A 12,146-nucleotide genomic window follows, 5' to 3' on the forward strand; every position below is an offset into this window, starting at 1 on the left:
TTCCCCGCACGCGTTCGACATCGGGCGCTTGGCCGGGAACGCATTCGCGATATATCGTAAGTCCGTCAGTCGCAGACGACCGAATGATCGCAGCGGAGCACGGGGAGATCTCATGGCAGCGGACAGTCAGCCCGTCGACAGGGCAGTCGGCAGGGCCGGGACCGACGTCGGAGCCCCTTCACTCAAGGCCTCGCACGCCGACCGCGACGCCGTGGTGGACCGGCTCCAGACCGCGGCGGGTGAAGGACGGCTGACCGCCGAGGAGCTCGACGATCGCGTCGAGGCCGCGCTCACCGCGCGCACCGTCGACGAACTGATCCCGCTGACCGCCGACCTTCCGCCTACGGACGCGTCGAACAGCGTCCCGGAGTTCCTCGCCCCGACGCCCGGCAGCACCGTGCGGATCGAGCAGAAGGGCAGTCAGGTCGTGCGCCGCGGAGCGTGGACCGTGCCGCAGCAGCTGGAGCTGCGCGCCCAGTGGTGCAAGGTTGTCCTCGACCTCACCGAGGCGCGGATCGACCACCCGACCCTGCACCTCGATCTCGACATGCGCGGCGGGTCGCTGATGCTGATCACCGACCCGGGCATCGAGGTCGACACGGACCAGGTCAAGTTCACCTTCGGCGGTCTCAAGGAACGCGGCCGACGCCGGTCCGGCCGGTCCAGGCGGGAGGAGACCCCGACGCGACTGCGGATCCATGTCACCGGCGAACTGCACCTCGGCAAGATCCTGGTGCAGCAGCGGCGCCGGACGCGCGGCGCCCAGGGTGCGGCGTAAAAGAGGGCCCAGGTGGGCCTACGTGAGGAAGTCGACGATGAAGGCCAACGTTCGCCGGAGCGGGCCCGCATCGACCGTGGCGGCGAGTTCGCCCAGGTAGTCACCGTGGTTTGCGGGCACGATGAGCAGGCGGGCCTGCGGGATGAGGGAGGCCAGGCGGAGGGCGTGGTCGACACGGATCACGTCCTGGTCGCCGGCCATGACGAGGGTCGGGGCCGTGATCGAGGCCACCAGGGCGTCGGGGAAATCCGTGAAGCCCGTCAGCATGAGCTCGCGGTCGAGGTGGAACATGCGCTCGGCGTGCGCGGGGTCGCCGCCGGCCTTGAAGTCCGCCTCGCGGTAGGGCTGGGGCATATCGGCGTAGCTGCTCGCCGCAAGCCCGTCCCAGAATCCGTCCACCATGCCGTCGCGGCGGAACGGCGTCGAGGCGACGACGAGTCGGCGGACGGCCTGCGGATGCCGGATCGCCATCTGCAGCCCGACCTGGCCACCGTTGCTGAACCCGAGCACGTCGAGCGGCTCCACAGAGAGCTCCCGCAGCAAGGCGGCGACGCCGTCCGCCGAAGCCTCGAACGATGCGGAGCGCTCCCCCGAACCGGTATGGCCGTGGCCCTGCAGCTCGACGGCGAGGATGCGCCGCGACGTCTCCAACGCCGGAATGAAGCGGCCCCAGTTGGAGTCGATCGTCGAGCCACCACCGTGCAGGAGCAGGAGGGGAGGCTGCGTTCCCTGGGATTCGCCGTGCCATTCGTAGTAGAGCGGCAGCTCTCCCGACGAGTATCCGTGCTCGATGCCCATGGCCGCGAGGGTAGCCGGGCCCACTGACAGTCCATCAGATCCCAGCGAGCTCGGCGCGGCCGTCCGATCGGGCCTTGAGCTGGGCGAACCTGGCAGATCCGGGCTACCGCCCAACGGCGGCAGCCCGGATGACGGAACCGGTGATCAGGGCAGGCAGGACGTGTGGGCGAGGGCCTGCTTGAGCAGGGCCCCCTGGCCGCCCTCCATCTCCTGCTGGACCAGCGGGGAGGCGGCCTCCTCGGGGGTGAACCAGACCAGGTCCAGCGCGTCCTGCCGCGGTCGGCAGTCCCCCGCGACCGGCACCACGTACGCGAGCGCGACGGCGTGCTGCCGTGGGTCGTGGTACGGCGTTATCCCCATCGTCGGGAAGTACTCCGCCACCGTGAACGGCTGGAGCGAGGCCGGGATGCGTGGCAGCGCCACCGGCCCGAGGTCCTTCTCCAGATGCCGCAGGAGCGCGTCGCGGACGCGCTCGTGGTAGAGCACGCGGCCGGAGACCAACGTGCGGGAGACGTTGCCGTCCGCGCCCATCCGGAGCAGCAGTCCGATGTGGGTCACCTCGCCGCCCTCGTCGACGCGGACGGGCACCGCGTTGACGTAGAGCACGGGCATCTGGGCCCGCGCGAGTTCGAGGTCGTCGACCTCGAGCCAACCGGGCGTCGTCTCGGTGGTGTCAGCCATCTCAGCCATTGCCTGATCTTATGGTGTGCCACCCCTTCCGCGCAGGTACCTCCCTGGCGCGTCCTCAGCGCGTCCTCAGCGCGTCGACCGTGACTGGAGCGCAGACCTCAGGCCGTCTGCGCGAAGGCGCGCCGGTACTCGGCGGGTGCGACGCCGACCGCGCGCCGGAAGTGGTGGCGCAGCATCGCCGCGGTGGCGAAGCCGCAGGCTCGGGCGATCTCCTCGATCGTCAACTCCGAGCGCTCCAGCAGCCGTCGGGCGTGCAGCACGCGTTGGGCGGAGAGCCAGCGGTGCGGCGTGGTGCCGGTCTCGGCGACGAAGCGGCGTGCGAAGGTGCGTTCGGACATGTGCGCCCGACGGGCCAGTTCCGCCACTGAGTGCTCGCGGTCGAGCCGCTCGCTCAGCCAGGAGAGCAGCGGCTCCAGACTGTCGGCGCAGTGCTCGGGAACCGGCTGGACGATGAACTGCCGCTGCCCGCCGTCACGTTGGGGCGGGACGACCATCCGCCTGGCGATCGCCGTGGCCGCCTCCGAGCCGATCTCGCGGCGGACCAGGTGCAGCGCGGCGTCGATTCCGGCGGCGGTTCCGGCACTGGTGATGATGTCGCCGTCGTCGACGTAGAGCACGTCCCGGTCCAGCTTGGCGTCAGGGAAGCGGGCGGCGAACTCGTCGGCATGGCGCCAGTGGGTGGTGCAGCGCCGGCCGTCGAGCAACCCTGCCGCGGCGAGGGCGAACGCGCCGCTGCAGACCGTCAGCAGCTGCGCGCCGCGCTCGTGCGACTCGCGCAGGGCGTCGAGCAGTTCGGGCGGGTAGGGGTCGCGTATGGCGAACGCGGGCAGGGCGACCAGGTCGGCGTCGACCAGCGCGTCGAACCCGAAGGGGGCGGTCATCGTCCCGCCGAAGGAGGTCCGGACGACGCGATCGGGCGTCGGGGAGCAGACGCGGAAGTCGAAGGGAGGCACGCCGTCCTCGGTCCGGTCGATGCCGAAGACCTCGCACACCACCCCGAACTCGAACGTCGCGAAGTCGTCGATCAGGGGCACCGCAACCGTACGCAGCATGCCGCACAGCCTACGCTCTTTCTGGCAGGATCTCGATGCACCTGGTCTCTCCTGCCACTGGTGGCAGAATCTCGCTGAGCGCAGTCTGGATGCCATGGAGATTCTGATCCTGCTCGCTGCCATGGCACTTGTCCTGCTCGGCCTGGAGCGCAACTCCCGCCGGGCCCGACGCGGCTTCCCCGTCGCCGCCTCGACGTTCACCACCGACGACCACCGCGACCGCGACGCGGAACGCGTCCGCGACGAGCTCCGGGCACGCACGCCGGAGCGGGCCTGAGTCCGCAGGTCCACCAGCGCAATTGCCCACAGCCTGCTCGAAATTCGCACGCGGCATATCGGTACAAGACGGCCGATACGGTGAATAATCTACTTATCCCGAGCTAACGCGAGGAAGTGAGTGGGATGTCTGACCTTGGACATCGCGCTCCCGACATCACCGGCCATCCCGATGTGGCCGAGATGCGAGAGCGGTACGCAAAGCTGGACGCCCGCCGCGAGGCGGTCGCCATCGACGGGCTGGTGCTGCTGACGGGGATCTACGCAGCCATCTCCCCCTGGGTTGTCCACTTCCGGGCGAGCAACATCGACCTCTCCGTGAACAACCTGATCATCGGCCTCGTCCTGGCCGCCTTCGGCCTCGGTCTCACCACGGCCGGCGACCGGATGTACCGACTGACCTGGACCTGCGCCGTGATCGGCGTCTGGATGATCATCTCTCCGTGGGTCGTCACCCTCGGCCACCACCCGACAACCGGAATGATCTGGAACAACGTGCTGATCGGCGCCGTCGCCTGCCTCCTCGGATTCGGAGCCGTGGGCCTCATCCTGGGCGGACGCGGCATGCGCATGCGCCGCTGACGCTCCCGTTCAGGACCCCGAACCCGCCCACTGACGACCCGCGACTCCGACCCGTTCGACGGCCGCGGGCCGTCGCGTGCCCTGCCCCGCACGCTGCCCCGGGTCACTCTCCACGCCACGCGCCACGCCGTGGAGTTCGCGCCGGAAAACGCCGGGCGCGACGCCGTACTCCCGCTTGAACGCCTTGCCGAAGGCGAACTCGCTCCCGTATCCCGCCCGGGCAGCGACCGCGCTCAGCGGCGACTCCGCGTCCTCGCGCAACTGTGCCGCCGCCCGCGTCATCCGCCACCGGGTCAGGTACGCCAGCGGCGGCTCGCCGACCATCGTGCTGAACCGCCGCGCGAACGCCGCCCGGGAGAGCCCGGCCTGGTCGGCGAGCGACTGCACGGTCCACGCCTCCGCCGGATCCCCGTGCATCGCGGCAAGTGCGGGGGCGACCGCCGGATCACTCAGCGCCGCCAGCCATCCACTGCGCTCCTGCGCGGGCTGCTCGTCCAGCCAGGCGCGCAGGATGTAGAGCAGCAGCGCGTCGATCAGCGCGGAGACGATCCCGTCGGTACCGGGGCGCGGGCGCTCCAACTCCGCGGAGAGCAGCTGGACCGCGCTGCTCAGTTCGGGATGCCGCCCCGGACGGGCGGGCAGGTGGATCACCTCGGGGAACTGGGCCAGCAGCGGGTGCGGACGGGCCTGGTCCAGGTGGTAGTTGCCGCACAGCAGGCTGGTCTCCGCGCCCGATCCGCCGAGCCGCATCCGGCCGATCGGGTACCGGGAGCGGGCCTCGGCCGCACCGGCTACTCCCGCCGTATCAGCCGGATCCGCCGAGTCGGCCCCCGCCTCGAAGTCCCCCGGGGCCGGGGTCACCGACTCGCTCTCCGGACGGTCCGCGAGGACGTGCGCCGAACCGCTGCGCAGGAAGACGACGTCGCCCGGAGCGAGCGCGAGCGGCGGGTGGCTCCGCCCGGCGTCCTGCACCGGGAGCAGCCAGCACGTGCCGTGCAGCACCACATGGAATCCCGCGCCCGCCACCGGCGGCAGCTTCAGCGCCCAGGGCGCGCGTCCGTCGGTGCGGACGGAGGCGGGCCGGGCCGTCCGCATCAGGGACAGCGCGTCGCTCAGGATGTCCATGGCTCGCCGCTCCTCCTCTCGATGACGCCGTCTCACGCTCGGACGGTCACCTGGTCAAACGGTCGGACGGTCGGCTGCTCAAACGGTCAGCACGATCTTGCCCTGGACATGCCCGGTCTCCAACAGCTCGTGCGCCTTGTCGGCGTCCGCCAGGTCGAAGGTCTGCTGCACGAACGGGCGGATCCGACCGGCGTCGACCAGTGCGGCGATCGCCTCCAGCGAGGCGTAGTCGGGCTCGACCGAGACCCCGGCGAAGACCCGACCAGCAGCCTGGACGCGTTCGATCAGCTCACGATCGCCGTGCTCCAGGATGCTGACCAGGACGCCGCCCGGCCGCAGCACCTGGAGCGAACGGTCGCCCTGCGCGGTCGAGTCGAAGACGACGTCGACCGGGTGGTCACGCAGCACCTCGGTGAAGTCGGCGCTGCGGTAATCGATCAGCTGGTCCGCGCCGAGCCCCCGCAGGAACGCGCTCCGCGACTCGCTCGCGATCGCGATCACGTGCGCGCCACGGGCCTTGGCGATCTGCACCGCGAGGTGACCGACTCCCCCGGCCGCCCGGTGCACCAGCACCCGCTGGCCCTCGCCCACCTCGGCCAGGTCGACCAGTCCCTGCCACGCGGTGAGCGCGGCCAGCGGCAGCGCGGCGGCGTGGACGTGGTCGACGCTCGTCGGCTTGCGCGCCAACTGCCGTGAGGGAGCGGCGACGTACTCCGCGTAGCCGGTCGCGGCGCGGGGGAAGAACGGCATCCCGTACACCTCCTCACCGACCGCGTAGCGGGCGCCCGGTCCGGCCTCGACCACCTCGCCGGAGATGTCCCAGCCGACCCCGAACGGCGGTTCGCCGAGCAGCGGGAAGGCCCCGGAGCGGACCGCCACGTCCACCGGGTTCAGCGCACTGGCCCGGACCCGGACCAGCACCTCACCGGACAACGGCTTGGGCCGCTCCGTCTCGACCACCTGAAGGACCTCGGGACCACCGAAGGACTGCTGAAGCACTGCACGCATTACGTTCTCCCGGTTCCGAACGGATTCACTTCGCTCGCTCTCTGCGACGGGATCCACGTTAGGGAGCCGGGGCGAGACGATGAATGGCCTGCAGTCTCCTCTGCATGTCCGATCGTCTCGCCCGACGGTGTTTCCGGGCTCAGCTCGTGCTTCAGCCGATCCTGTCTCAGCCGAGCTGCGGCATCACCTGGTCGGCGATCAGGGCCAGGTGGTCGAGATCGTGCAGGTCGAGGATCTGCAGGTAGATGCGGCTGCTGCCGGTCTCCGCGTAGCGGCCGATCTTCTCGACGACCTCGGCCGCGGTGCCCGCCAGGCCGTGCTCCCGCAGCTCGGCTGGTTCACGGCCGATCGCCGCCGCGCGGCGCGCCACCTCGGCGTCGTCCCGGCCGACGCAGGCGACCAGCGCGTTGCTGTAGACCATCGAGTCGGCCGCCCGGCCCTGCTGCTGCACGGCCTCGCGGACGTGTTGGATCCGCTCGGCCGTGTCCTCCACCGAGACGAAGGGCAGGTTGAACTCGTCGGCGAACCGCGCCGCCAGTTCCGGCGTCCGGCGCGGGCCCAGCCCGCCGACCAGCACCGGGATCCGCTCCTGGGTGGGCTTGGGCAGCGCGGGGCAGTCCTTGAGCTGGTAGTAGCGGCCCTCGAAGTCGAAGGTCTCACCGAGCGCCGTGCGCCACAGCCCGGTGACGATCGCGAGCTGCTCCTCCAGCCTGCCGAGCTTGGCCGCCGGGAAGGGGATGCCGTATGCGGTGTGCTCCGCCTCGAACCAGCCGGAGCCCAGGCCCAACTCCACCCGGCCGCCGCTCATCTGGTCGACCTGCGCGACCTGGATCGCCAGCACGCCGGGCAGCCGGAAGGTCGCCGCGGTCATCAGCGTCCCGAGCCGGATCCGCGACGTCTCGCGGGCCAGCCCCGCCAGCGTCGTCCAGGCGTCGGTTGGCCCGGGCAGGCCGTCGCCGCCCATCGCCAGGTAGTGGTCGGAGCGGAAGAACGCGTCGTAGCCCAGGTCCTCGGTGGCCTTGGCCACGCGCAACAGCGTGTCGTAACTGGCCCCTTGCTGGGGCTCGGTGAAGATGCGCAGATCCATGCGGGCCACGTTACGCGAGTACCCGGGCCGGTTCGGGCACCGACTTTTGTCAGACCCCCTCGCTACGGTCGAGGCATGAAGGCTTCCGGGAGGGCGGACCCGAGCGCGGTCGGCAGCAGTGGCGCGTGGCGCTGCACAGGTGCCGGGTGGGACACCGACGGGCCGGTGCTGGGCTGGTGGTTGCCCATAGCCGGTGAGCGGCACAGTCCGCTGGCCCTCGGCGGGCCGCTGGCGTTCACCGTGGGGGGATCGCGTCGCTGCGTCGGGCTGCTGCGCAACGGTCGGCGGATGGCCTGCCCACACCGCGCCGAGCTGTCGGGGACGGCGCACGGGGAGCTGTGCCCGGACTGCACCGCGGTCGACCGGCGGCACTCCGTGGCCGCGGACACGGCCTTCGACGATCCGCGGTTGTACCGGCTCTACCTGGCGTGGTTCGGGACGGGATGCATCAAGGTCGGCATCACGGCGCAGGCGCGCGGCGCACGTCGGCTGACGGGGCAGGGCGCGCTGGCCCATCTCTGGCTCGGTGAGGGGCCGTTGCCTGCGGTGCGGAGGGCGGAGATCGCGCTCGGCTCGGCCTTCGGCATCCCGGACCGGGTGAGCACGGCGCGCAAGCGTGCCGAGCGGGCATCGGCCGTCGCCGTCCCACCGAAAGAGGTCGAGGCCGAGCTGGAGGCCGTGCGCGCACAGCTCCACGCCGGGACCGCCTGGCCGGAGACGCTGCACCGGCTGCAGGCCCTGACGGTGGATCACCGTCCGTCGTACGGGCTCGACATGGCCGAACCACCGGATCCGGAGGCGGAGATCCCGCTGCTCGCCCCGGGCGAGACCGTGGCCGGAACGCTCGACGCGGTCGTCGGCACGGACGCGTACCTGCGGGCGGCGCGGGGTTCGCCGGCCTCGGGCACCTCGCTGCTGCTCAGCCTGCGGCTGCTGGCGGGATGGGAGCTCGCCCGGGCCGCTCCGGACGCCGCCACGACCGCACCCACGCAACGTCTGGCCAGACCGCGGGAGCCGCTGCCCACCCTCTTCGACTGACGCGGGGTCGGCGCGGACCGTCGGCGCGGGGCGTCGGCGCGAAGCCGGACGGCCCCGGAGCACCGCGCGCGGGCGCGGCGATCCGGGGCCGTCCGAAGGGTGATCAGGCGGAGACGACCGCGTGGACCTGGCCCAGCAGGGCGGTCAGCTGGGCGGCGACCTCGGCGTCGTCGACCGGGTGGGTCTCGGCGAAGCGGGTGACCGAGCCGGGGATGGAGAGCTTGACGTCCTCGAGGACGTTCGCGCCCGCGACACCGACCGCCTTGCGGGCCGCGTCCTGCGCCCACACGCCGCCGTACTGGCCGAAGGCGGTGCCGAGGACGGCGACCGGCTTGCCGGAGATCGGGCTGGCGCCGTAGGGGCGGGACAGCCAGTCGATGGCGTTCTTCAGCACGGCCGGCATGGTGCCGTTGTACTCCGGCGAGAAGAACAGGACGGCGTCGGCCTCGGCGACGGCCTCGCGCAGCTCGGTGGCGATGGCCGGGACGGTGCCCTCGACGTCGATGTCCTCGTTGTAGAACGGGAGCTCGCCCAGGCCGTCGAGGATGGCGACCTCGCTGCCGGTCGGCGCCAGCTTCACGGCCGCCTCAGCGAGCTGGCGGTTGGTGGAGCCGGCGCGGAGGCTGCCGACCAGGGCGACGATACGGACGGACATGGATGCTCCCAACAGACAGACCGTGCACCGGGCAGGGCACGGAAGTTCTTACGGACCAGGTTTTGCGGACCGTGGTCCGGTTCCAGTGAAACACATGAAACGGACCACGGTCCAGTTAGCCCCGGAGCGGGGTACGCTGGCCGCATGACGTCGCCCTCCGAGCGCCCCGCCCCCGTGCACCCCACGGCAGGCGCGAGGTCGCTCCCTGTGCTGCCGGTCCTGCTCGACGGTGAACCCGTCGAACCTGTCGAGCGCGTCGAGCGCGCGGACGCCGCGCGTAACCGCGCCAAGCTCCTCGACGCCGCGTCCTCGCTGATCCGGGACCACGGGGCCGAGCACCTGACCATGGAAGGCGTCGCCTCCGCTGCCAACGTGGGCAAGGGCACGGTCTTCCGCCGCTTCGGCGACCGGGCCGGCCTGCTCTTCGCCGTGATCGACAAGAGCGAGAAGGAACTCCAGCAGTCCTTCCTCTTCGGACCGCCGCCGGTCGGCCCCGGCGCACCTCCGGTCGAGCGCCTCGAGGCCTTCGGCGTGGCAGCCCTGCGCCACCTGCGCTGCAACATGAACCTCTACGTCGAGGCGGACCGGAGCGCGGACCGCCGCTACACCAGCCCGGCCCGCGTGGTCCGCGAACGCCACATCACCCTGCTGCTCCGTCGGGCGGGCGTCGCCGGCGACCTGGAACTGCTGAGCAACACGCTGCTGAACTTCCTCGACCCGATGGCCACCGAGCACCTGCTGGTCAACCGCGGCCGCACCCTCCCCGACCTGGAGGACGGCTGGCGCGACCTGGTCAGGCGGGTCACCCGCCCCGCCTGACGCGTCGCCTGAGCTGCGTCCTGCACCGTCTCCTGAGCTGTCGTCAGGCGGCGGCCGTCATGCGCCATGCATCAGGCGCCCGGCGTGCTCCTACCTGGGGAGGGCCGCCAGCGGGTGCGGGTTCTGGTACTGATGCAGCTGCCACACGTGCACCCAGTCGACGAGCATCGTGTCCGGAACGGGTGTGGCCGAGCTGGTGTTGTCGAGGATCAGGTACTGGGGCGCGCCACTGTTGGCGAACGCCTCGCTCCCCACCGGGAAGCCGTCGTAGGAGAAGGTGACGGTCTGTGCGGAGGGGTCCCAGTAGGCCGAGTAGGTGTGCCAGCCGGGACCGATGTCCGTGCACTGGCCGGGGCCCCCGGTGATCTGGTGGACGTGGAAGCACAACTGCCCCGCCAGACCCTCCATGACGTCGATCTCGCCGTCCGCGGGATAGTTCTGGCCGTCGGACCAGAAGGCCGGCCAGCCGGAGATGGTGGTGCCCCCCGGGGTGTAGATGCGAGCCTCCATCAGCGCCGGGCCGGTGAACTCGAACCCGCCGAACGCCCGACCGTCATGCGGGTTGGTGGAGACGAGAGCGCCGTGCGTGGCCGTGAGCCTGAGCGCGAGGTGGCCGTCGGACACGCTGACGTTGCGGGAGTCGTAACCCTGGGCCTCCTCGCTGTTCACCGGGCCGGTGATGCCGGTGCCGAACCAACCGGGCCGCCAGAGGCCGGTGTCGAGACTGCCACCCTCGAACTCGTCGTCGAAGATGAGGGACCAGTCGTCGCCACCTCGGAGCGACCGCGCCACCCTCCCCGCCATGGTCACCGCGTGGTTCGACGCCGCATAGGTCGACTCAGCCTGGATCGACGCCCCGTAGCTCGACACCACATGGCTCGACCTTGCGCGGTTCGACACCACGTGACCCGACGCCGCATGGTTCGACGTCAGTACGTTCGACGCCATGACAGCCAGCAGCGGCAACACTGCTGCGGCACACAGGGCGGTCAGGCGCTTCCGTTTCATGGATGACCTCGGCTCCTCACGTCGGTACTCCCCGGCCGACTCAACGCCGTGGAACCACCGCTGGTCACGCCGCCGAAAGAGTCAGTCCCCCGGTCGGCCTGTCACGCGGCTCGTCGCACCGGTCCCGACCTACGATCGGAACATGAAGCTCGGTCTGCACTACTGGAACTACTCCCGCCCCGCCGACCCGGCCCTGATCGCGCCGACGCTCGCGCAGACCGCGCGGATCGCCGAGCAGGCGGGGTTCGCCTCGTTCACGGCCATGGACCACTACTTCCAGATGGAACTGCTCGGCTCCGCCGAGGAGCCGATGCTGGAGGGCTACACCACCCTCGGCTACGTGGCCGCGCTCACCGAGCGGATGCAACTCGGGCTGCTGGTCACGGGGGTGATGTACCGCCATCCGGGTCTGCTGGCCAAGATCGTGACCACCCTGGACGTCCTCTCCGCCGGGCGCGGCCGGCTGGGGATCGGCGCGTCCTGGTACGAGCGCGAGCAGCACGGACTCGGCGTGCCCGTGGTGCCGGTCGCCGAGCGGTTCGAACGACTGGAGGAGACGCTGCAGATCTGCCTGCAGATGTGGAGCGACAACAACGGCCCCTACCAGGGCAGGCACTACCAGCTGGCCGAAACCCTGTGCATGCCCGCGCCGTTGAGCCGCCCGCACCCGCCGATCATGATCGGCGGCAGCGGCGAGCGGAAGACGCTCCGCCTGGTCGCCGCGTACGCCGACGCCTGTAACCTCTTCGGCACCGGTGAGGCCGAGGTGGCGCACAAGCTCGACGTGCTGCGCGCGCACTGCCGGACCGAGGGCCGTGACTACGACCGGATCGAGAAGACCGTGGTGGCGGGCGGCTCACCGCTGGACGACCCGGACGCCTTCCTCGCCGAAGCGGAGGCCTACGCCAGGCTCGGCATCAGCGAGATCCAACTGACGCCGGACCGCGACCCGGTGACGTTCACGGAGCAGGTCGGCCAGACCCTCCTGCCGCGTGTCGCCGCCCTGGGCTGAGCCGCAGCGGGCGGCGACGGGCCCCAGCGGGCCACAACGAGCGGCATCGAACGGCAACGGGCCGCACTCTCCACCGAAACGGCACACCTTGCCCTTGCGGGAAGCGAGGGCAAGGGTTCACCATTCTGACGCGAACTCGTCAGATCCCCGGCATCCAGCGCGCGCACCATACGGGTGACAGACAGTCAGGCCACGCACTTTCTGCCCTCCACCAGGAG

The 12,146-nt window shown here is 71.1% G+C and carries 14 protein-coding genes; 6 read left to right on the plus strand and 8 right to left on the minus strand.

Going from position 1 to position 12,146, the window contains the following annotated elements:
• The first annotated feature begins 112 nt into the window (after positions 1 to 112).
• Positions 113 to 778 (plus strand): DUF1707 domain-containing protein, encoded by a 666-nt coding sequence (locus ABH940_RS18395; protein ID WP_370065804.1) that lies wholly within the window; start codon positions 113 to 115, stop codon positions 776 to 778.
• 18 nt (positions 779 to 796) lie between these two features.
• Here ABH940_RS18395 and ABH940_RS18400 read toward each other — a convergent pair whose 3' ends face one another.
• The 3 genes from ABH940_RS18400 to ABH940_RS18410 all read right to left on the minus strand — a co-directional run bounded on the left by ABH940_RS18400 (position 797) and on the right by ABH940_RS18410 (position 3,318).
• Positions 797 to 1,576, minus strand: coding sequence for an alpha/beta fold hydrolase (locus ABH940_RS18400; RefSeq protein ID WP_370105730.1), 780 nt, complete (start codon positions 1,574 to 1,576; stop codon positions 797 to 799).
• A 144-nt stretch (positions 1,577 to 1,720) separates the two neighbouring features.
• Complete coding sequence (locus ABH940_RS18405; RefSeq protein ID WP_370066094.1) at positions 1,721 to 2,257, minus strand: NUDIX hydrolase family protein; 537 nt, start codon at positions 2,255 to 2,257, stop codon at positions 1,721 to 1,723.
• A gap of 107 nt (positions 2,258 to 2,364) precedes the next feature.
• Positions 2,365 to 3,318, minus strand: coding sequence for a helix-turn-helix domain-containing protein (locus ABH940_RS18410; protein WP_370065801.1), 954 nt, complete (start codon positions 3,316 to 3,318; stop codon positions 2,365 to 2,367).
• Between the two features lie 94 nt (positions 3,319 to 3,412).
• On the opposite strand from ABH940_RS18410, the gene ABH940_RS18415 reads away from it, so the two are divergent.
• Both ABH940_RS18415 and ABH940_RS18420 read left to right on the plus strand, forming a co-directional pair.
• Positions 3,413 to 3,595, plus strand: coding sequence for a hypothetical protein (locus ABH940_RS18415; protein ID WP_370065799.1), 183 nt, complete (start codon positions 3,413 to 3,415; stop codon positions 3,593 to 3,595).
• A 125-nt stretch (positions 3,596 to 3,720) separates the two neighbouring features.
• The gene (locus tag ABH940_RS18420; RefSeq protein WP_370065797.1) at positions 3,721 to 4,176 is read left to right on the plus strand and encodes an SPW repeat protein; all 456 of its coding nucleotides are present in this window, start codon (positions 3,721 to 3,723) and stop codon (positions 4,174 to 4,176) included.
• A gap of 9 nt (positions 4,177 to 4,185) precedes the next feature.
• Here the strand turns inward: ABH940_RS18420 and ABH940_RS18425 are convergent, their stop codons facing one another.
• The 3 genes from ABH940_RS18425 to ABH940_RS18435 form a co-directional block, all read right to left on the minus strand.
• Positions 4,186 to 5,301 (minus strand): AraC family transcriptional regulator, encoded by a 1,116-nt coding sequence (locus ABH940_RS18425; protein WP_370065795.1) that lies wholly within the window; start codon positions 5,299 to 5,301, stop codon positions 4,186 to 4,188.
• A gap of 78 nt (positions 5,302 to 5,379) precedes the next feature.
• Entirely contained in the window at positions 5,380 to 6,309 is a 930-nt protein-coding gene (locus ABH940_RS18430; protein WP_370105732.1) for an NADP-dependent oxidoreductase, read from the minus strand.
• A 166-nt stretch (positions 6,310 to 6,475) separates the two neighbouring features.
• Positions 6,476 to 7,396, minus strand: coding sequence for an LLM class F420-dependent oxidoreductase (locus tag ABH940_RS18435; protein ID WP_370105734.1), 921 nt, complete (start codon positions 7,394 to 7,396; stop codon positions 6,476 to 6,478).
• 75 nt (positions 7,397 to 7,471) lie between these two features.
• Between ABH940_RS18435 and ABH940_RS18440 the strand changes: the two genes are divergently transcribed.
• On the plus strand, positions 7,472 to 8,434 hold the full coding sequence (locus tag ABH940_RS18440; RefSeq protein ID WP_370065789.1) for a DUF2797 domain-containing protein: 963 nt from the start codon (positions 7,472 to 7,474) through the stop codon (positions 8,432 to 8,434).
• A gap of 103 nt (positions 8,435 to 8,537) precedes the next feature.
• Here the strand turns inward: ABH940_RS18440 and ABH940_RS18445 are convergent, their stop codons facing one another.
• Entirely contained in the window at positions 8,538 to 9,089 is a 552-nt protein-coding gene (locus tag ABH940_RS18445) for an NADPH-dependent FMN reductase (protein ID WP_370065787.1), read from the minus strand.
• Between the two features lie 144 nt (positions 9,090 to 9,233).
• Here ABH940_RS18445 and ABH940_RS18450 point away from each other — a divergent pair, with 144 nt between their 5' ends.
• Positions 9,234 to 9,908 (plus strand): TetR/AcrR family transcriptional regulator, encoded by a 675-nt coding sequence (locus tag ABH940_RS18450; protein ID WP_370065785.1) that lies wholly within the window; start codon positions 9,234 to 9,236, stop codon positions 9,906 to 9,908.
• A gap of 90 nt (positions 9,909 to 9,998) precedes the next feature.
• On the opposite strand, the gene ABH940_RS18455 is transcribed toward ABH940_RS18450, so the two are convergent.
• The gene (locus ABH940_RS18455) at positions 9,999 to 10,916 is read right to left on the minus strand and encodes a hypothetical protein (RefSeq protein WP_370065783.1); all 918 of its coding nucleotides are present in this window, start codon (positions 10,914 to 10,916) and stop codon (positions 9,999 to 10,001) included.
• Positions 10,917 to 11,058: 142 nt separating this feature from the next.
• Between ABH940_RS18455 and ABH940_RS18460 the strand changes: the two genes are divergently transcribed.
• Positions 11,059 to 11,928: an LLM class F420-dependent oxidoreductase gene (locus tag ABH940_RS18460; protein ID WP_370065781.1), complete on the plus strand. Its 870-nt coding sequence runs from the start codon at positions 11,059 to 11,061 to the stop codon at positions 11,926 to 11,928.
• The last annotated feature ends 218 nt before the right edge of the window (positions 11,929 to 12,146 follow it).

The organism is Streptacidiphilus sp. BW17, from assembly GCF_041262485.1.
Lineage (GTDB): Bacteria > Actinomycetota > Actinomycetes > Streptomycetales > Streptomycetaceae > Streptacidiphilus.